13 protein-coding genes are annotated in these 21,282 nt (G+C 58.8%); 6 read left to right on the top strand and 7 right to left on the bottom strand.

Annotation, left to right across the window (positions count from 1 at the left end; all coding sequences use genetic code 11):
- Positions 1–178: 178 nt before the first annotated feature.
- Positions 179–346 (bottom strand): hypothetical protein, encoded by a 168-nt coding sequence (locus tag BMX78_RS23020; protein WP_170850706.1) that lies wholly within the window; start codon positions 344–346, stop codon positions 179–181.
- A 349-nt stretch (positions 347–695) separates the two neighbouring features.
- Positions 696–1,364 (bottom strand): hypothetical protein, encoded by a 669-nt coding sequence (locus BMX78_RS06240; protein WP_139204891.1) that lies wholly within the window; start codon positions 1,362–1,364, stop codon positions 696–698.
- Between the two features lie 492 nt (positions 1,365–1,856).
- Between BMX78_RS06240 and BMX78_RS23625 the strand changes: the two genes are divergently transcribed.
- The 3 genes from BMX78_RS23625 (at position 1,857) to BMX78_RS06220 (ending at position 9,272) form a co-directional block, all read left to right on the top strand.
- Complete coding sequence (locus BMX78_RS23625) at positions 1,857–2,180, top strand: 4-hydroxythreonine-4-phosphate dehydrogenase PdxA (RefSeq protein ID WP_353615430.1); 324 nt, start codon at positions 1,857–1,859, stop codon at positions 2,178–2,180.
- Between the two features lie 669 nt (positions 2,181–2,849).
- Positions 2,850–6,086 (top strand): type I restriction-modification system subunit M, encoded by a 3,237-nt coding sequence (locus BMX78_RS06225; protein ID WP_091417765.1) that lies wholly within the window; start codon positions 2,850–2,852, stop codon positions 6,084–6,086.
- A gap of 6 nt (positions 6,087–6,092) precedes the next feature.
- On the top strand, positions 6,093–9,272 hold the full coding sequence (locus tag BMX78_RS06220) for a type I restriction endonuclease subunit R (protein WP_091417762.1): 3,180 nt from the start codon (positions 6,093–6,095) through the stop codon (positions 9,270–9,272).
- Positions 9,273–10,285: 1,013 nt separating this feature from the next.
- Here BMX78_RS06220 and BMX78_RS23365 read toward each other — a convergent pair.
- Positions 10,286–10,420, bottom strand: a complete 135-nt coding sequence (locus tag BMX78_RS23365) for a hypothetical protein (RefSeq protein ID WP_286138821.1) — start codon at positions 10,418–10,420, stop codon at positions 10,286–10,288.
- On the opposite strand from BMX78_RS23365, the gene BMX78_RS06205 reads away from it, so the two are divergent.
- Positions 10,414–11,079: a helicase associated domain-containing protein gene (locus BMX78_RS06205; RefSeq protein ID WP_139204890.1), complete on the top strand. Its 666-nt coding sequence runs from the start codon at positions 10,414–10,416 to the stop codon at positions 11,077–11,079. The two genes, BMX78_RS23365 and BMX78_RS06205, sit on opposite strands and share 7 nt — an antisense overlap.
- A 1,377-nt stretch (positions 11,080–12,456) precedes the next feature.
- Here BMX78_RS06205 and BMX78_RS06195 read toward each other — a convergent pair.
- The 4 genes from BMX78_RS06195 to BMX78_RS23360 form a co-directional block, all read right to left on the bottom strand.
- Entirely contained in the window at positions 12,457–12,711 is a 255-nt protein-coding gene (locus tag BMX78_RS06195) for a helix-turn-helix domain-containing protein (protein ID WP_091417752.1), read from the bottom strand.
- 395 nt (positions 12,712–13,106) lie between these two features.
- On the bottom strand, positions 13,107–16,175 hold the full coding sequence (locus BMX78_RS06190; protein WP_286138820.1) for a DEAD/DEAH box helicase: 3,069 nt from the start codon (positions 16,173–16,175) through the stop codon (positions 13,107–13,109).
- Between the two features lie 263 nt (positions 16,176–16,438).
- Complete coding sequence (locus tag BMX78_RS06185) at positions 16,439–18,226, bottom strand: DUF262 domain-containing protein (protein ID WP_091417747.1); 1,788 nt, start codon at positions 18,224–18,226, stop codon at positions 16,439–16,441.
- 119 nt (positions 18,227–18,345) lie between these two features.
- Positions 18,346–18,693, bottom strand: a complete 348-nt coding sequence (locus BMX78_RS23360; protein WP_286138819.1) for a nitrilase-related carbon-nitrogen hydrolase — start codon at positions 18,691–18,693, stop codon at positions 18,346–18,348.
- A gap of 408 nt (positions 18,694–19,101) precedes the next feature.
- On the opposite strand from BMX78_RS23360, the gene BMX78_RS23620 reads away from it, so the two are divergent.
- Together BMX78_RS23620 and BMX78_RS06170 are read left to right on the top strand one after the other, a co-directional pair.
- Positions 19,102–19,353 (top strand): hypothetical protein, encoded by a 252-nt coding sequence (locus BMX78_RS23620; protein ID WP_353615427.1) that lies wholly within the window; start codon positions 19,102–19,104, stop codon positions 19,351–19,353.
- 443 nt (positions 19,354–19,796) lie between these two features.
- Complete coding sequence (locus BMX78_RS06170; RefSeq protein WP_091417744.1) at positions 19,797–21,263, top strand: DNA cytosine methyltransferase; 1,467 nt, start codon at positions 19,797–19,799, stop codon at positions 21,261–21,263.
- Positions 21,264–21,282 lie beyond the last annotated feature (19 nt).

The following is a 21,282-nucleotide window of genomic DNA, read 5'->3' as shown; positions in this document are numbered from 1 at the left end:
ACGATCTCCCGACCGAGCGCGTCAAATACCTGATCGCGGCCCGGGCCGGGCACCTCTCGGTGATTCAGCCCTTCCAGCCCGGAGGCTCGTCGCCGCCAGTCCGGCTTAGGGAACAAAGTACCCCCGCATCGGTTGAACAGTGACAGCCGGACGAAAGCAAAGTAGCGCCGCCGTGGAGTCACATCGAAAGATCCAGGAGCCGGCGCAAGACCCACACGATCCGAGCCATGGCCAGCACTGATGCGGACGCCAACCAAAGCACCACGATATCCAGGCCGATTTGTCGGATGCGTCCGTCCCACAGGACATCAAGTGAGACAGCGGCCAAGGCAATAATGGTAGTCATGGCGAGCTTTGGTAGTGCTGAGAGAAAAACAGAGCCTACTTGTCGTTTATCTCCCTCCAGAAGTACCTTGTCCAAGACACCCAAAGGCGTTCGTATCAGGTTAATGAGGATGCTGACAGACGTGAGAGTCAGCCCTGCTGTCGTTCCTGCCAGAGTCGCAATGGACTGAAAGACTACACGCCGCTCCGCTTCCGAGGAATCCAAAAGAAACTTCGGCAAGATTCCACCGATCCCCAGCCAAAGCCAAATTCCAATCGGGATTATCGTTAGAAAGTCCATCCAAGGAAGCCTGACCCAGGCGTAGACTCGACGTTTTCGCCAGCTCTGATTGGCGAGTGGAGAGCCGAGGTCACGTGGGGCGTTGCTGTTCATTGTCAATTGCCTCGTCAAAATCACCGAGTGCTATATAACTCGCGGGAGCCACGGGGAGAGTGCCCTCCAAGTAGTCCTTGGTTCGATCGGCAACCGCAGTCAGCACATCCCGTGCATAATTCGTGGCTCGTTCAGGGTCGCCGAACTTGTCGGGGTCCACGTCCACCCGCTCTACAAATCTGTCATTGATGAGGTCGACAACTTGGCGGTCACCGCGGACACTTCCTGCCACTCTCGCTGTGGTGAGGTCACCAAAACCCGTGGCCTGCCGCAATTGGTCAACCAGAGTCCGCACGTGCTCGCTGAACGACGCCTTATAGAAAGCATCTCCCTTTTGCCCAACTGAGAGTCCGATCCTGATCACACCATCATGGCTGAGACTTCGAGCCCCATCGAGGGCGGCCACCCAGTCCCCACCTACGAGTTCCCGGTCTAGACGCTCTGCAGGGACCGCGACCTCCACTTCCGTGATGCGCATGCGCCTCAGCACTGCATCAAGATCACGGCGTAAGACTGGGACAAGCCCGACAGGAGTTCGAAACTTCAAACGAATGTATTCCGCAAGTCGTTGCGGGTGTGGTCCATTCCCGTTTACCAGCGCTGCGACGACGTTGTTGTCCAGGAAGGAGAAATAGGTGGGCTCCAAGAGACCTTCCCCTTCCTGCAATCGCATGGGTTGACGCCGACCAGCCCGGTCTCCGACACTCGGATAGTTTTCACGCCGGACCTTATCGAGGAGAACCATGGGGTGAGGAGAGATTCCAGCGGAGTGCGCTATTACTGTCATACCGTTTCGGCAAACGCGGTGTCTATCCAGGTCATTAGCCTCCGCCTCCCGCAGCACCTTAACGAACTCGGCGGCGGGAAAAGTGCCGGGCATCTCACTACCGCCCGAACCGCTCAGTCGCCAAAACTGAATACTGCGCTGCATCAATAGCCCTATCTCTACGGTCGCTCTCCTTGAGCTGTCCCAAGACTACAAGTCGGGTCCGACAATGGGCATCAAGACCTCCCCGCAGGAGCCAACGCCCCCGCGCCGTGCCCAGCGGGGACCAAAGGAAGGAGATCCAAACAAACCGCTCACGGAAGAAGCACGACCAGGGGCACGGGCCGGTGAAGGTGCTGGGCATTGGCCGGCGTGAACATCTCGGTGGGCCTGCCGGTGATCCGCACGTCCGTGGACCACGGCACGGCCTTCGACATCGCCGGCAAGGCGATCGCCGATTCCCCGTCCATGGTGGAGGCGCTGCAGTTGGTGGTGGAGATGGCCACCTGCAGTCGGTGGCCGTGTAACCCCGGATTTTTTGGGGGCCGAACTAGCATGGGTAGCACTGCCACCGCCATGCCCACGGGGAGGAGACCGGGAAAGCTGACCGCAAACGCGCGCCGCGAGGAGGTCTACTACCTTACCGTGACCACAGGCGAGGCCTCCCTGGAGGAACTCGTTGCGCGGTCAAGGTGACTGCCTCCAACATCCGTCGTGACCTGGCTTTGCTGAATTCGCAGTTCCTTTTGGTCCGGACCTACGGCGACGCGATGGCGCTGGGATGCGCACTCGGAGGCATCGCTGCGGCAGCGCACCGGTGAGGCGTTCGAGCGGAAGCATGCGATCGCCCGCTAGGCGGCGTCCGTGACCCCGCGGGGAGAACTTGAGAGGCGCGGACCAAGCATTACAATCCGTTCGCCTCAAGGATCGTCAAAACCTTGCGGTGCAAGCTTCTACACGGAGCAGTTATCCCGATGCGACTGGGATCTCCCCTCGACCTACGGGCTCGGAAACTTCAACACCCCGTGTCATGCTCCAATCTAATAGAAGTGATTCGATGCGGAGTCAGCGAAGCAAGATAAATACGTCCGTAAGGCGATCCCACGATGGGGCAGCTTTTGTCGCCATATGGCAATCCGTCCGTGATAGCCCCTGCTGTCATCCGTGCCGCGCCTTCTGAATCTGACATCCGCGGCCACGCCGGTTGTGCAGAGTGTCATCAGATGGGCGACGTCACGATACTAAACTGGGGAAGTTGTGACACCTTTTCGGCCGGATCGGTAAACGATCGGAGGCCCGGAGCAGAGTGTCAGGAATCACGACTAATTTTTCTACACTCGCACTAAAGCGGCGAGAAGGGACTCGATGAACAAGCAACAGCTCGCAGCGCGAATCTGGGAGTCGGCCAATGCGATGCGGTCGAAGATCGATGCCAACGAGTACAAGGACTACATCCTTGGCTTCATCTTCTACAAGTTCCTGTCTGATAGTCAGGAGCAGTTTCTTCTTCGCAACGGGATGCCGGCTGAAGAGTTCTCCGAGGCGCTAATCGAGTCGGATGGTGACACTGTCACCTACCTGCAGAACAACGTCGGGTACTTCATCGCTTACGACCACCTCTACTCGACCTGGCTGGCCAAGGGCAACGACTTCAACGTTGGCGATGTTCGGGACGCCCTGTCGGCCTTCTCTCGTCTCATCTCGTCGAACAGCGAGGGGCTTTTCAAGGGGATCTTCGACACGCTCCAGACCGGTTTGTCCAAGTTGGGCGAAAGCACTGTGTCGCAGACCAAGGCCGTGCGTGAGCTCCTCAAGCTCATCAAGGACATCCCGATGGACGGGCGCCAGGGCTACGACGTATTGGGGTTCATATACGAGTACCTGATCGCGAGCTTCGCAGCCAATGCCGGCAAGAAGGCCGGCGAATTTTACACGCCACACGAGGTGTCCCTGCTGATGAGCAGGATCATCGCCAAGCATCTGGCTGGTCGCTCAGAGATTCGCATCTATGACCCGACCTCGGGTTCAGGCTCCCTGTTGCTCAATATCGGCCAAGCCGTCGCACGGCACATGGGCGATCCGGACAGGATCAAGTACTTCGCCCAGGAGCTAAAGTCCAATACCTACAACTTGACCAGGATGAACTTGGTTATGCGCGGAATCAAGCCAGACAACATCGTCGCGCGCAACGGCGACAGCCTGGAGCAGGATTGGCCGATGTTTGACGAACAGGACCCCGCCGGGACCTACAAGCCGCTGTATGTGGACGCGGTGGTATCGAACCCGCCCTACTCCCAGCACTGGGAGCCCGCCGGCAAACAGGCCGATCCTCGCTATGCACGCTTCGGATTGGCGCCCAGTAGCAAGGCGGACTACGCCTTCCTGCTGCACGACCTGTTCCACGTCAAGCCTGACGGGATCATGACGGTCGTGTTGCCCCACGGCGTGCTGTTCCGCGGTGGCAATGAGGCCACGATACGCAAGGAGCTAATCGAGCAGAACCACATCGACGCCATAATTGGGTTGCCGGCCGGGATCTTTTACGGCACTGGCATCCCGACGATAATCATGGTGCTCAAGCAGAGGCGTGAACACGACGATGTGCTGTTCATTGACGCTTCCCAGGGCTATAAGAAGGTCGGCAAGAGCAACCAACTCCGCGCCTCTGACATCCGCCGCATTGCTGACACCGTGGAGAGTCGAGTAGACGTTGAGCGCTTTGCGCGTGTGGTCAGCCGTGACGAGATTCGCACCAATCACTACAACCTGAACATGCCCCGCTACGTGAGCGCGACTCCCCCAGCTGAACCGGTCGACCTATACGCCACCATGTTCGGGGGTATCCCCGAAGTTGAGGTCGACACATTGATGCCGTTCTGGGAGGTGCTCCCTGGCCTGCGAGAAGAGCTGTTCACCGTTACCCACGATGGGTATGCGCAGATGGCTGGAGCCGATCTGCATGCGCGTATACACAATCATCCTTCGGTTGCCGCGTTCCGTGCTCGTGTGCCCGAGGCATTGACCGGCCTGTCCGAGCGACTGCGCCGCGAACTGGTACATGAGCGCGCGTCGGTACCGCTCCTGCCAACCGCGGATTCGCTGACTGAGGACGTGTTCGCTCGGTTCACCGAAGTCCCGCTGGTGGACTCCTTCGAGGTGTACCAGATCCTGCATGACCAGTGGGCCGAGATCTCCACCGATCTGGAAATTATCCAGACCGAGGGCGAGCAGGCAATCCGTCAAATCGACCCCGTCATGGTGATGAAGACCAAGAACAAGGAGAAGGTTGAGGTGCAGGACGGCTGGGAAGGCAGGGTCCTCCCGTTCGAGCTCGTCCAAGAGCACCTGTTGCCGGAGCAGAAGAGGCAGGTTGCGGACCTGACCCACGAGATTGCCGCGATTGACGGTGAGCTGGAACAGATGTTCGAGAAACTCTCCGAGGACTTGAAGGTGGACCTAAGCGCGGTACTGAACGCGAACGAGGACGGTTTCCTCAAGGGGGAGCTCAATAATTCAGTCAAGGAGCTCCAGAAGTCAGGGGACTCGTGGGCGGAAGACAGTCCGGAGGCCATCCAGATCCGCGCCAAACAGCTCTTGGACGACCAGGGGAAGGCGAAGAAGCAGCTCAAGGCGGCCGCTGCAGATCTCGAAGCCGCTACACACCAGGCAATCGAGAACCTAACCGAGGAGCAGATCAACAAACTTCTGGTGGCGAAGTGGGTTGAGCCGTTATTGGAGCAGTTGAACACGATGCCTTCGACTGTGTTGAGAAGACTGGACCAGCGAGTCCAGGCGCTCGGTGACAAGTACGCAACCAGCATGATCGATCTCCAGGTCGAGATCGAGCGGACCGAGCGCGAGCTGGGTGACATGTTGGGGTCCTTGACCGGTTCATTGCCCGATGTCGAAGCGCTACAAGTGTTCCAGCGCTCATTGGGAGGGCCCGATGCCCTCCTACAACGAATGTTCCCAAAGGCGGGTGCCGATGAACCTGAAGTCCGGTTCGAGGGATTCACCTCAAAGTGGGAGCGACGCAGGCTTGGGGACTTAGGTTCCCCCTATGGCGGTCTGACCGGCAAGACCAAGGCGGACTTCGGTCACGGGGAGGCCCGATACGTGACCTATATGGATGTCTTTCAGAACCCCACGATTCTCGACACAGCGCGCTGTGGCGCAGTAGAGGTCGACCCCAAGCAGCATGAAGTCAAGACGGGGGATGCATTGTTCACCGTCTCTTCCGAGACCCCGCAGGACGTTGGGATGGCCTCCGTCTGGCTTGGGACCGACAACAACGTGTACCTGAACAGCTTCTGTTTCGGATTTCGGCCGCAAGTTGACCTGGACAGTTCCTTCTTTGCATATGCATTGCGCGCCGTTCCTACGCGTCAGCAGTTCGAGCTTCTAGCACAAGGCATTTCGAGGTTCAACATCTCCAAAAACAAGGCAATGGATATCAACATCCAACTACCGTCCCTCCCGGCGGAGCAGCACGCGATTGGCAGTCTTTTTACTAAGCTCGACTCCCTAATCGCGGCCAGGCAGCTCTATATGGACAAGCTCCAGCAGGTGAAGTCGGGGCTCATGCAGAAGATGTTCATCTAAGGCGGCATGATCATGGGATTCAGCAGCGAGACCGATTTTGAGAACGCGGTTATAGCGGCCCTCCAACGCAACGGGTGGGATGAGGTCATTGACTATCCCTCCAGGCAGAGACTCGTAGACAACTGGGCATCGATTCTGTTCGAGAACAACCGCTCTCAGGACCGGCTGGGGGACGTGCCGTTGACTCAGAACGAGATGGCCCAGGTCCTAGAACAGATAACCTGCCTCCGCACTCCGTTGCGATTAAACGAGTTCATCAATGGCAGGACCGTGGCGATCCGTCGCGATGCCCCCGGTTCCAGCAACCTCGGTATGGAGGTCAGCCTCAAGATTTACGACCGCTTGGAAATCGCCGGCGGGCAGTCGCGCTATCAAATCGCCCGGCAGCCGCGCTACAGCACCCGCAACGAGATTCTGCCTGACCGCCGTGGCGACTTAATGCTTCTCATCAACGGCATGCCGGTGATCCACGTGGAGCTGAAGCGTTCCGGTGTGCCGGTGAGCCAGGCTTACCACCAGATCGAGAAGTACGCCCATGAGGGGGTATACAAGGATTTGTTCAGCCTCGTTCAGGTTTTCGTGGCCATGACTCCCGAGCAAACCCGCTACTTCGCAAATCCTGGGCCTGATGGCAGATTCAACTCCGACTTCTACTTCCAGTGGGCGGACTTTGACAACGAGCCCATCAACGACTGGGACCAGATCGTGCGTTCCCTGCTCGCCATCCCGATGGCCCACCAGCTAATTGGTTTCTACACGGTGGCGGACCGCGCGGCGGGCACTTTCATGGTGATGCGCAGCTACCAGTATTACGCTGCCAGCCGCATCGCCGACCGAGTGACCAAGAAGGTCTGGAGTGACAACGAGCAGCGCGGAGGTTACGTCTGGCATACGACTGGCAGCGGTAAGACCGTCACGAGCTTCAAGACTGCCCAATTAATCTCGGACTCCAAGGACGCCGACAAGGTAGTGTTCCTGCTCGACCGCATCGAGCTGGGGACCCAATCGCTGGAGAACTACCGCAGCTTCGGGGGAGATGCGATCGACGTGGAGGATACGTCGAGCTCCCTGCAGTTACTGTGGAAGCTGAAAGATGATCAGACGGTGTTGATCGTCACCTCGATTCAAAAGATGAGCAAGCTCAACGATGAGGAGGGCGTAGGCTCCAGCGACATCGCGGCCATGAGGCGCAAGCGGGTTGTGTTCGTGGTCGATGAGGCCCACCGCTCGACGTTTGGCGAGATGCTGGTCGCCATAAAGCAGACTCTTCCCGACGCCATGTTCTTCGGCTTCACCGGGACGCCGATCCATGACGAGAACCAGCGGAAGAACAGCACGACCACCACCCTGTTCGGTGATGAGCTGCATCGTTACTCGATCGCAGACGGCATCCGAGACAAGAATGTCTTGGGCTTCGATCCAGAGATGGTCGAGACCTACAGGGCGCAGGACCTGCGCAAGCAGGTCGGACTGCAAGCAGCCCGGGCCTCTGATGAGGTCGATGCCCTGTCCGACCCGGACAAGGCGAAAATCTTCCGGAAGTTCATGGACAAGAAGCAGGTTCCAATGGCATCCACGGTTGGCGCCAATGGGCGCACGCTGAAGGGTGTCGAAGACTATCTGTCCTCGGCGCAGTACAAACGTCCGGAGCACCGAGCTGCTGTGGTCTCCGACATCGTGGAGAACTGGATCGCACTAAGCCAGAACGGGAAGTTCCACGCCATTCTGGCTACCAGCTCCATCCCGGAGGCCATCGAGTACTACAGGTTGTTCCGCTTGAAGCACCCAAATTTGACGGTGACTGCGCTGTTCGACCCCAGCATCGACAACACCGGCGACGCGCAACTCTTCAAAGAGGACGGCCTGGTCGAGATCCTGGAGGACTACAACGCGCGGTTCGGTCAGAACTTCAGGATGTCCACCTACGACGAATTCAAGGCTGACGTCGCCGCTCGGCTGGCGCATAAAAAGCCCTACCACCTGGCCGATTTCACGCCTGACTACCAGATCAACCTCCTCATCGTGGTCGATCAAATGCTCACGGGCTTCGACTCCAAGTGGCTCAACACTCTGTATCTGGACAAGGTGCTGGAGTACGAGAACGTCATCCAGGCGTTCTCGCGCACCAACCGCATCTTCGGGCCTGACAAGCCCTTCGGTTCGATCCGCTATTACCGCCGCCCGCACACCATGAAGCGGAACGTTGACCGCGCCGTGGAGCTGTATTCAGGCCACAAGCCGCTGGGACTGTTTGTCGAGCACCTAGATGGGCACCTCATACGGATCAACGAGTGCTTCACGAAGATCAAGGAGACCTTCGCCGGTGTGGGCGACTTTGCCACCCTGCCCGCGGAAGCGGCGGCTCGCGGGGAATTTGCCAAGGTGTTCAGCGAGCTCTACCACGAGCTGCAGGCCGCGCGTATCCAGGGGTTCACTTGGAGCGTCGAGGAGTATACGTTTAACGATCCCCGGCGAACAATCACCGTCGAGCTCAACGAGGACTCTTACGGTGCTCTGATCGCCCGTTACAAGGAGCTGGCTTCCTCGGATGATTCGGGCAACGATTCGGGCGGTGGCAGTTCAGCAGTGCCCGCATTCGACATAGACGTCCACATCACTCACATTGACACCGATCGTGTTGATGCGGACTACTTGAATGACAAGTTCCAGAAGTACATCCATGGCCGTCGAGATAATCTTCCTGCTGATCGGCTGAGCGAACTGCTGGAAGAGGTGCATGCAAGCTTCGCACGACTGCCCAGTGAGGACCAGGTGTTCGCGAATCTGTGGCTGCATGATGTCGCCTCTGGTCATGCAGTGCTCATGGAGAACAAGACGGTCGCGGATTACATCAACGATTACAAGCAGACGCACCAAGACCGGCAGATCGCCCAGCTCATTAAGGCGATCGGCGTCGACGAGTCGCAGCTGCGCGTATTGCTTGCCGCTCAGCTGACTGAAGTCAACATTGATGAATATGGGCGATTTAGCAGCCTGAAGGCCAGCGTCGACCAAGCTCGCGCTACAAACTATCTGGAGCACCGCGAGGGGACCTCGCTCTCGCTGTTCAAGGTCAACAGGGAGGTCGAGAAGCTGTTGCGCCGGTTCATCCTTTCCGATGAGTTGCCTGAAGACCTGGACGTCCCGGCAGGAAGGGCTGCTTCTGGAGAGAACGAGGAGCCGTGAAGATCGGTATCGAAAACCTCCTGGCTCACGCGAGGGCCAGGAAGCCGCTCTGACTGACCCAGGCTGCTCCAAGGTGTTCCGGAACGGCCGCAGCGATCGATTAGCTAGAGGCGCACACTTGCTCGAGAACCATGTTACAACCGTGATGAAGGCCTCCCGGCCTTCGCTCATCCATGACTAACTCGCCCGCCAACCTTGGCGGTTCTTTTTCAGATGTCCAACGTCCAGGGTTGCGAATCGCGTCCCTGAGCATGGCGCTGAACCACTGCTTCGTACTGACTCAACTGGGTTGATGACAACTTGGTACGGGGTGCCCAGATCCAGCTGCCCCTAGTCCTCGGAGTTGATATCAAGCAAGTCGGTGGCGCCTTCCAGCGGACGCGAATCGGGAGCAATGGCACCGCGATCTGGCCAAGATTATTCGTCAGGAAAGACAGTTGGTGTGAATTGGCCCGCTTATCATCGGCGCCTTTGCCATCTTGGGCATATTCCTGATCGCTGACAATGCCGGCCACCCTACTTTTGGGTGATCTGCACCGCCGTCTTCATCAGATTGGCAGCCCTGGCACCGATCTCAGTTATACACCACCGGTCGAAGACGGAGGTGCTTATCTCCCAACTGCTTGCCCGCCCCAAAAGGAACCAGTCGCCGTGAAGGCAGAGCTCTGACGAACTCCTCGCATAGCCTAGGGACATCGACTATTGGGGGTACTAATGAGTTTGAGTCCAGCCTTCGGCATCATTGGGGTTTCTGTAGGTAATCTTCATGATCGCGGCGGCCGTCCTGCCTTTGTACGCCCTGGTGCTGACTATCATCATTTTGCGGCTGCGGCTGCGGATCGAGGAGCGGAAGCGGCGGCCCGGGCCGGGGCCAACTGATGCGCCTCAACGCCTGCATCTTCCTGACCCGCACCATAGCACTACCGATCGGGTGTTGGCTCCTATCCCCCATAACTTGCCATGCAGGAAAGGAGGCGTACCGAAACGACGAGGACCTCTATACGTCCCTCTCGCTATGCGGCGAAATGCTGCTGTTGCTCGGTGTCGCCCTGATCGTGACCGCGGTCTTCCGGGGCCTCCGCAAGATTGACTGGCTCACCGGCGCCGGCCTCCACGGCGCACCGCAGCCCGACCAATTTCGATGACACAGACCAAGCGTTTGACGCCGTACCCGGAGTGGGTGTTGATGTACCGGAACGGCATCCCGGCCAGCAAAATCTCGGCAGTGACAGGGGTGGCCCAGTCGGTGATCCGCTATCACCTCGCCATCGCTGCAAAACAGGACCCGGGCCTGCGGGATACACACCATGCGGCGGCCAGGCCCGTTCCGGGTCGTGTGACGGAGGCCGGCCAGCGGAACCTGCAGGACGTCCTAGCCTTCCATGAGACCGAGGGCCGGTTGCCGGTCAGCGGCCTGTCCCGCCGTGAATCAACCATGGCTGAGTGGCTGACCCGCCGCCGCAAAGACGACGCGAAGGGCACCCTCTCCCCCACCTACGCTGAAGCCCTGGACTCGATCCCTGGCTGGCGACAGAATACCGCCAAGCGCGAAGCCGACGCCGTCCGATGGAAGGACCGCCTGACTGAGGTCGCCGCCTGGCTGGCCGGCGGTAACGACTGGCCACGGCACCAAAAGACCGACGAGCGGGACGAACGCACCCTGGGCGTATGGCTGCACACGCAACGCATCGACCACCGGGCCGGGAAGCTGACCGCGGCCAAGGAAGCCCAGCTTAACGAGGTCATCCCCGGCTGGCGGCAGGGTAGGAGACCGAAGAGCAAGAGCAGGGGACCCCATTCGCCCTGACCTAGGCGCTCCAGGGTCTTGTCAGCGGGGCGCCCAGTGGCCGCCAGGGGGACGGCCGCCGGGCCTCCCGGTTCACTAGAAGAATTCATTCCGAGATCGCCCTGAACGCCGCCGACTGCAGCGCTTCCCTCAGGTCGTCCCGGGAGAAGAATGCCAGCGCAGTGTCCACGCTGTTGGGTGGATTACCAGGACATTGTCGGGGGTCATCTGCCACCCGGTGCACCGACTCCTCGGTAACGCCGCCATCCTTTTGCCTACCAGCGACCGAGTCGTAGACCTTCCGTCCCGCGTCGTAGCCGCCACCCCCGGTGCAGGACAAGTTACATCGCCATAATGCTGCTCCTTGTGATCTGCTGCTGCCGCTATCCCAGGAAGCCGGCAGGCTCATTCCGTTCATGGCCGTGGTACTCCTGCCCCTGCCGGGTGTCAGTGGACTATTTTTAGGCCAACTAGTCGAAGTCCGTGCTCTCGCGCCAGTCCCAACAACATTTGCGGTATCTTTGCCGCCGCACCCACAAAGTCGCTGCAGGGTAGGCCAGGAACAAGTCGGCAAGCACGAACCTGACAGAAACTTTGCCGAGAATGCACAGGGATGCTAATTGTGAAGAAGTACGCCCACGGAACAAACAACCGCGCGTATCAGAAGCTCAATGGGACTCGACTTCGCCATAATTTTTGCCCGATTACGGGGACTATCCGTGTTTCCAGAAGATCGATAACTCTTTTATTACCGGAACGGCGCTGGCCCTTCTCATGATTGGGGGTAGCGCTGCGCGCGGCATCAATCAATCATGGGTGCAAGGCGACGGGGCAGCACCTCGCCGGATGGCTGGAGTGCGCCTGTTCAGCGACTCCGGGCTCGCAGCGAGTCCCACCCGGCCGCCTTCTGTCAGCAGGTTCACTGACCGGATGCCATACGAGGGCATACATTTGCGTTCCTTCCCGGCGATCTATCGGCGTTCCGGCGGGATCTCTCACATCTTCAAGTCTGTGGGACGCCCTGAAGGCTTAAGGTTTAATAGACGGAGCTGGAACCGCAAGGAGCCCCTCCCCGGCGTAGCTATCCCCTGATTCCAGATTCCTGAGCGGGCCCGGCGGGGAGTAAGGATGCGAATAAACACCCTGAACCGACATGGTTTTGGAAGGCGCCGATTGGAGTTCCGACGCCTACGTATCTGAACTACCGCCACCAGCGAGTAGACCAACTTTTCCATGAACGCGGCTACCAGAGCATCCAGCACGCTGCGTGTGCCAAACAGCATTCGTACCTCGACGGCAACCACGTAGAACAGCACGTAACCGACCGCCAGTGCCAGATATGGTGACGCCGAAGCCACTTCATCATGGCGAGAGTCCAAGGGCGGCCTCGTACTTCCGCTACGCCTCCTCGGCCTCCGACCCGGCACCCTCGAGGTCGCCGACGGCAATGCGCTCTTCGGTGCGCCGGTAAGCCTCGGTGATGTAATCCTCTAAGTCCTGGGCGCCGATGCGCCAAACACCACGGGCACCGATCTGAATTCCGCGGAGCTCTCCGGTCTTGATGAGGACCCGGACCTGCGTTGCCTTGACGTTCAGCTCGTCCGCGACCTGTTCGATGGTCAGGAACCGGCGCTTCGGTTGTTCTTCAGTCACCCCGCCATCCTAGGGGCTGTGCTCGGGCAGTGGAGGTCGACACCAGTGAGTCATATCCGGAGCGTGTATTGGATGAGGAGGTCTCCAGGGTCTCCCAGCCGTGGGTCGCGACGAAGGGAGCTTCGGCTGAAAAGGAGCGACAAAAGGCATGCAACGACGAGCAGCCCAACAGGGTCCTCGCATGTCGAATGTGACTGGTTGGTACCGGAATACCGACGTAAAAGGCTTCAAGGCGGGGGTCAGGGTCGAGGGCTCCCGCGGGGAACGTACCGCTCAAAGTGGCCGCGGCGGACCATCATCAAGAATTCAATGCGGACCGGTGCCTTGCCTGGCAGGGCCAATGCATCACCCCGCAGCCCCTCAGGCTCGCATCAGGAAAGTTGGGTCAACCGTCGTCAATGTGCCACTGCCGCCGCTGTAGCAAATACATCCGCCGGCATCGACCGGTGAAGCTTCCAGGTGATCGCGATCGGCTTCTCGCCCGAATGCTGCACATAGTCCACTTGGCCCAGGCACGTGTACGGAACTGTCAGTCCGGTCTCGTCTTCCGCCGTGTCCCTCGTGAAAATCAAAATCCGCGAACCCCGATCCAGGTAGCGCCGTCCCGTCGGGCTAGAAGGCGACGTAGCATTCTGCGACTCCCAGTGAAACAGCTCTGGACTGATGGCATAGTCCTTGTACATTGTGGTCGCCGAGTGCTTCTTGTCATCCTTATTCAGGGTGACAAAGAAGGCATCTGTGGAGGTCGCCGGGCACCATGCAACGCCCTCCCGGTGCTGGACGTTCTTCCCCTGTTCCAGGGAGCCGTACTGCAGCGCCGCCAGAGTCTCCTCGCGCCGATACGTGGCATGTGAGAGCAGCGGTATGTGCTGCAACCCTGCACCAAGGCCCTTGGCTGCGTGTTTGGACGCCGCCACTCCCAGCTTCACAACCTGGCGGATCTCGCGGCACACAAACTGGTAGCTGCGCAGATGGTCCAGCCCGCCGTCGTACGTTGTAAACCCCCCGCCATCATCCCACAGCGTGTAAAAAAGCATTCGCGCGAAAGCTTGCTCGCGCATGCCAAGATCTGCGTAGCGAGGTGCGTCTGGAGCAACCAGCATGGAATAGGCAGCGGCGCGCTCCGGATCGTCCACGTGAATCAGCGCGGCCATGCGGCCCAGCAGCTTCTTTTCCTCCGCGTCCGACAGCTCCTCAATTTTCCCGCGAAGGACGGTCTCCAGGGGCGAGAACCCCTCGAGCAACCCTGATTGGCGGAGGTAGCCGGTCCACGAGTCCCTGGTGGAACGGTAGATCGTCTTCACGTCGTTCCCCGACCGCTCCAGATAGGCCTCCAGCTCGGTCTCGGCGTACGAGGCAATCTCCCGGATCAGCTGTGCCCGGTTGAACCGGAGCTGTGCCTTAATATTGTCCAGCACCACCTTCTGCGCGACCCGGTCCAGCACGATCTGCGAGCCGGACGGCAGGTACGGGAACTCATCCTCAACAGCCTTCTCCAGCTCCTTGCGCCCATAGCCCGTCAGCGCCCGGTAGCGCAAATCAAAGCGGAACTCACGGCGCTGCTGGCCGATGAAGTCCAGGACCGTCAGCACCGCTTTACCCTCCGCACGGCGAAGCCCGCGTCCCAACTGCTGGAGGAAGATCGTGGCGCTCTGCGTGGGCCGGAGCAGCAGGATGGTGTCCACTTGCGGCACGTCCAGGCCTTCGTTGAAAAGGTCGACGGCGAAGATGCAGTTGATCTCCCGCTTGCCCAGGCGCCGCAGGGCTTCCTCGCGGTCAGAATTATCAGTCGTGCCGTCGACGGCTACCGAGGCGATGCCGGCCCGGTCGAACACCTCGGCCATGTAGCGGGCGTGCTGCACGGAGACACAGAAGCCGATGGCCCGCATCTGGTCGGTGCTGGTGACTTTATCCCGGAGCTCGCGGATCACCTTGGCGGCGCGGGCGTCGTTTCCGGTGTACAGGGCGCTCAGCTGGTTGGTGTCGTAGTTGCCGCGTTTCCACTCCAACTGGCTCAGGTCGACATCGTCCGCGACGCCGAAATAGTGGAACGGCACCAGCAGGTCAGCGTCCAGGGCGTCCCACAGGCGCAGTTCGCTGGCGGTACGGCCGTCGAAGAATTGCTTGGCGACGTCGACACCGTCTCCGCGTTCCGGAGTCGCCGTAAGTCCAAGGAGCTGCTGCGGTTTCAGATAGTCGAGCAGGCGGCGGTAGGTGGGTGCCATGGCGTGGTGGAACTCATCGATTACGACGACGCCGAAGAAGTCCGGTTCCAGCTGCTCGATGCCGAGTGAGGACAGCGATTGGACGGAGGCGAAGACGTGCTTCCACTCTTGCGGCTTATTCTCCCCCACGTAGAGTTCACCGAAGGCGCCGTCCTGCATGACGTCGCGATAGGTGCGCATGGCCTGCTTCAGGATTTCCTGCCGGTGGGCGACGAAGAGCAGCTTCAGGTCGTGGCCGGCAACTTCGCAGAGTCGTTTGTAGTCCAGTGCAGCGATGACTGTTTTGCCGGTGCCGGTGGCGGCGACCAGGAGGTTGTGGTTGAAGCCCTTAAGCCGTTCCGACTCAAGGTCCTCCAGCATCTCCTCCTGATGAAGGAACGGCTGGACTTCGAGACCCGTGGTTGCATCCGGCGCCGCCGTGCGGCGGCCCCCGTTGCGTCCCAGTGCGGCGTCGAGCTTGTCGCCGTCGCGTTCAGGGTCGTAGCTTTGGAAGGCTCGCTGCTCCCAGTAGCTGTCGAAGGTGACCTCGAACTTTTGCAGGAGGGCGGGCGTTGCGACAGAACTGAGGCGAACGTTCCATTCAAGCCCGTCGAGGAGGGCAGCCTGACTCAGGTTGGAGCTGCCTACGTAGGCGGTGTCGAATCCGGTGTTACGGCGGAACAGCCAGGCCTTGGCATGCAGCCTTGTCGCCTGGGTTTCGTAGCTAATCTTCACCTCGGCCCCGTAGCGGTTGACGAGCTCGTCGATGGCGCGCCGTTCCGTGGCGCCCATGTAAGTGGTGGTGATGACCCGTAGTTTTGCCGGGCGTTCCTTCAGTTGCTCAAGCACTGGCTGGAGGAGCCGCAGGCCGGTCCAGCGGACGAAGGCGCATAGGAGGTCCACAGTATTGGCGGACTCTATCTCCGCCCTAAGCTCGGCAGCGAGATTGGGATCACCCTTGCTGTTGGTTAGGAGCGCTGAATCGCTGAGTCCGGTGGTGGGGCGACGGAGTTGGCGGCGTCTAAGCGTAGCCGGGCGGTGGAGCGACTGGAGTTGGGTGGGACCCTCGGCAATGCTGTTAGTGTGGTGAAGCTCTTGGAGGAGTTTGTTAGCGAGCGTAACGCGTTCGGTTGGCTCTGCTACAGCAAGTGCCCGCCGCACGGCCTCTGCGACGTGACGGGAGAGAATATCTGGGGAGTCTTCGTCCTCAACTGGCTCGAAATGCGGTTCCAGTTCAGGAACCTCAGACAGGCTCGCCACCAGCCTCTCGGTCCTCAACAGTACATATAGACCTTTCTGTGAATTGTTTTAACGACGGTCCCCCAGTTGATGTGTTCACTGCGCCAAGCTAATAACTGCAATCGGGAAAGGCCAATCCCGCCCAGTTTCCCGGACGTCGTCGCTTCTCAGTTGATAGCCCACGACGTCACCGGCTGTTGGGCCTGCCGAACAGTCATGTCCGGCAGGCTTTCTAGCCGCACTCTCTTGGCGAGCTTCCGGTTCTCCCGAATCTGCCGAAGTACTTACCGCCTCCAGTTTTCGAGAATCAACTTTGCAAAGTAATCATTCCGAACCTGAATCTTCTCATCGGTCCAAGAATCCAACCAATTCGGGTCTTCGACATCAGGGGGCGGCTGCAGCACCGATGCGGAGGTGATTAGCATTACGGCGTTCTTCTGAATTCCGACACGCTTCTTATACCAAGGAGCATTGCCAACCATAGAGTTAAGACCTTGGGTTAGGAGCGTAAGATTTCCGAGGCGATTAACCATAAACTCTCTTCGCTGCTTCCCTTCAATGGACGAATCGGTCAGCGGATAATTCTGTTCCCATTCTTGAGGAAGAAGATGTTCTATTGACAACTCGATCGAACGGTCAAAAAGTGCTTCCGAGCGCTTTTGACGTAGAGCGTTTTCAATTCCAACCAGCAAGATGCGAATATTTAGACGCGACATAGTGTTGTAAATAGGGTAGTTCTCAAGCCTCTGGGCCACCTGAGAATCTGTGGGCCAAGCCCTAGAGCTTGCTGACTGGCGTAGAAGGTAATCACGGACTGCCACCACCGGGTCCACGCCGTCCTGGCTCACCACTCGAAGAAGCTCAGCAGTAAGCTGGTTGTAATCCTTAGTGGATAACCTGCATATCATTCGCCGGAAAAAGTACGAATCAAGCATATCCATGATCGAATCACGACCATGCGGCTGAAGTGAAGGAAGCGTCTGCAGTTTTAGGATAAATGGCCAGATAACTGATATCTGCATATGGGCTAATCGATCGATAAGCCGACCGGTTGGAGTGTCTATCGGCGAGTTTTCTAGGGTGAATTGAACTTGGCTCAGATCGTGGATAGAACGAACTACACCGGAAGCGGACTCCTTTGAGTCCTCCAGCCACTCGCGGAACTCACTGAAGAAACCAGCCGTAGAAACGGTCGCCTTTTTCTCGATTACAAGCCAATTCGAGACTAGCGTATCGAGTTTACTTCGCTTGAAGCGACCGAGAGTCCTTTCCTGCTGCCATTCAGCCCGATCGAACTGCACCCAGTACTTTTGATGAAGTTCATCCGCGTTCCCGCCTTCTCGCTGGATCTGCCGAAACAACGAGTTCTTTACCAGATCCGAGGGCGAAAGCCGCTGCCCTTCGTAGTTGAGATTTTCAAAAATGACTTGGGGATCATCCTTTTCATCTAGCAACACTTCCACAATTGCCAGTCTGTTGCGGATGGCGGAGGAAAGACCCTCCAACCTTAATTCCGGATCGGATGCTTCGTCCAACCACTCGGCGATAGCTTCGTCAAAGAAGTTGCGTGCGCCAAGAGGGCCCCGGGTTGCGTCACTCCTTAGCGGAAACTCGGAGGTGGCTGAGAAGAAGGCTTCCCTATCAGCTAAGGACGGGACCAGCATAGGTCGGTCCTCCGGATGTTCCCAGTAGTCCTGATTGAATACCAGTGCATGCAGATTGCGCTGCAACTTCGGATAGCCCCGCTTTTTTGCTTGAAAACCAGCGCTTGACATCAGAATCTGGAGGGTCGTTAGCCGCTGCTGACCGTCCACTACCAGAGACCTATTGACCCTACTAGGTCGATTTGCCATGGGTTCAATGACTATGGCGCCCACAAAATGTGTTTTGGGGGACTTCTCGGAATGCGGAGCGGCTGCGACTCGCTCCGCTTCTTCAGCTGCCATTGATATATCCGTCCAAAGAGAATCCCAGTGTTTCTCCTCCCAGACGTAGGGTCGCTGATATACCGGGATCACAAACTGATGATCCGTACGGATAAGCTGCTGAATCTTCGTATCTTGAGCCTTCAAGCGCTACCTCCAGAGTCCATGGGCTGGGAATTCAACATGACTAGAACTCTATGGCCTCAATCGCATTTTGACGCTAGAACACCAAAATGAGCTTGGCAGATTGGGGAGAAATATCGGTTTTACAAAGCGATCGGGTCACAAATCCAACCAAGGCGGCATCGCTCGTTCTCAGTTGGCAGTGAAGATCCGGCACCCGGGACTAGCAGACCAGCAGAACCTGCGGCGGCCAGTGGCTTGGCAACGTCAGGGAACCGCAAGCCGTAGCAGGTCATCAGCCCGAACCGCACTCCCCCGTGCTCGAACGCCACAGGCGTGGTGGACGGGCCCGGCTTGATGAACGTTGACTCCCCGAAGCCCTGCGCGTCGAAAAGGTGGATCTTCCGGTAGGAAGCCAGCCGGCCGCCGTCGGGCCCGAACGCCACCAGCGTGTTGTACACCCTGCCCGGCTCGTCCGAGGTTTCCACCACGCCCGCCACAGTGCGATACGGTGGCGGCAGGCGGTGGCGAGATTCCGGCAGGCGGGGGCCGTCCGTCCAGTGGCTCGGCCACCCCAGGGAACGTCGCTTACACCTTCTTCTTCTCATATGTGGCGTACTCCGGGAAGGCGACCAGCGCGGCGCCGCCGCGCGCTGCCTGCGCTGTAAGCCGGTCGATCGCGGCGAGGTTCGCCCGGATGTCCCGACTCCAGCTGCCCCAGCGCAATCCTCACGGCTTCCCTTCCCTCGACCCGGCGGCCACACTACAAACTGTCAGGGTCAGGCGGCGGCCTCGACCGTCGCCTTCTCCGTGGCCGTCAGCTCCGGCGTCGACGCCTTGAACCCGCGCGTTATCAGTTTTACAGTCCGTTTTGGCCGTTCGTCTTGGCCTCCACGTCTGTGGGCCAAGAGGGCATCGATTTCCACTGGTGGGCCCACTCGGTTGTCCATTGGAATGTTCTTGGCAACCCTGTCGATTTCGAACAGCGGGAGGGGCGTGTGCACCGGTATCTGGGGGATGCCGTTCGAAAAAATGTTGCTGCTGCTCATGGTGCTGCAGTGCTGAAGCCCGGGGTGAGTGACCCTTGGGGGACGCTGTTCGAGGTTGCGGCGGGCCGACATCGCTGCACAGCCCGAGACCGCAAGCACTGAGTTTGCTCCTCATTGGATTCATCCTGGAAATCACAAGATTGAGCGCCGGTTGCTGGACCACCCGCTAAGCCGGGATGTCCCGCGGACCAAGCACATGGTTGCTGGCTTGGCGAAGTACCGTCTGACTTTGGGCCAGGCTCGGCAGGACGACTTGTTGGGGTTGATTAAGGACGGGGCCGAGATAAAGCCACTGAACTTGCGGCCGTAGAACGTGAGTCTAGGCAGTTTTCAATTGGCAGTTTTCGACAGCGTCGGGACGCGGACGGCGGCAATCGACTTGCAGCACGTCGAGTCCGTCCGGGCCCGATATGCTCTATGGATGCCGTCTTCCGGGCCTAGGCCAAGATTGTCGGCGGTGGGTAGTAGTTTTATGCAAACGCGGCTGATAGCCGCTCGTGGTTTCGCGTCATGGGCGCGTGTACAGAGGTAGTAAAGAGGCAAGCGTGGGAGTTATCCCCATCATTGATATTTTCGCCGGGCCAGGCGGCTTGGGCGAGGGGTTTGCATCAGTCACGGCTGAGGGGCAACCTGCTTTCGAATCCGTTTCTGCAATCGAGATGGAACGCTCGGCCCACTCGACCCTGACGTTGCGGAGTGCCTTTCGGGATCTGCGGGACCGAGGCCAAGTGCCGAGTGCCTACTACCGGTTTCTTCGTGGAGAGATAACTGAACACGAACTCCGTCGAGACGGCAAGATGGCGGCTGCTCTGGAGCGCGCCTCACACCATGTCCATCAACTCGAACTCGGACCTGATACTCGAGAAGTGTCCGACCTTCACATAAAAGTTGCGCTGGATGGCGCCAGAGACTGGGTTCTGATCGGTGGGCCGCCCTGCCAGGCTTATTCCCTAGTTGGGCGTTCTCGAAGAGCGAACGACTTGACCTTTGAAGATGACAAGAAGCACTTCCTCTATCAGGAGTACCTTCACATCATCAGAAAATTCTCGCCGGCCGTTTTCGTCATGGAGAACGTCAAGGGCCTACTCTCATCGACCCATGGCGGACAGCCGATGTTTGCCCGTATCCGCGAGGATCTCAGGAACGAGGGCGGCGATGCGGAGTATGTCATCTACTCACTGACAGTGCCTAACGAACCTGAAAACTTAGCGCCCCGGGACTTCATCATTCGGTCGGAGGAACACGGTGTGCCGCAACAGCGCCACCGTGTGATCCTCCTAGGAGTCCGGTCCGATATAGGCAAAAAACCAAACATCCTTCAAAGGCGGGACACGCAAGCAACGGTCCGGGAAGCTATAGGGCATCTTCCTGCTATACGGTCCCGTATTTCCCGTGGTCGAGATGACGTTGGCCTCTGGGCAGGCATCCGCAGCTTGGCGCACCGCATGGTGAAGGAGTCCGTGGATGGATTTGCGGAGCCGTTGCGACCAGTCCCGCCTCTTGGGCAAGAGTTTGTTCGAGGGCAAAAAGTCGTTGAAGCCCAGACCGACCTCCAGCGATGGTTGGCTGATTCGGCTATTGGCGGCTTCGCCAACCACGTGTCCCGGGGCCACATGGAACCAGACCTATACCGCTACTTCTTCGCGGCAGCGTTTGGGGCCGTCAACCTCCGGTCGCCCCTCCTTTCCGAGTTTAATGTTGATTTGCTTCCTAACCACAACACGGCCCGATTGGAATCCAAAGCATTCGCCGACCGGTTCAAAGTCCAAGTGTGGGATAAGCCGTCTTCGACTGTTGTTTCACACATCGCGAAGGATGGCCACTACTACATCCACCCGGATCCCTCGCAGATGCGGAGTCTGACGGTCCGGGAAGCTGCAAGGCTTCAGACTTTTCCGGATAACTATGCATTTTTGGGCAACAGAACACAGCAGTACACGCAGATAGGGAACGCGGTTCCACCGTACCTGGCGTACCAAATCGGCGACATAGTACGGGCACTGCTGAACTAGCTGCTCGACTTGAACCAAG

It is taken from the genome of Arthrobacter sp. OV608 (assembly GCA_900110595.1).
Taxonomy (GTDB): domain Bacteria; phylum Actinomycetota; class Actinomycetes; order Actinomycetales; family Micrococcaceae; genus Arthrobacter.
This window is presented reverse-complemented; position numbering and strand designations above follow the sequence as displayed.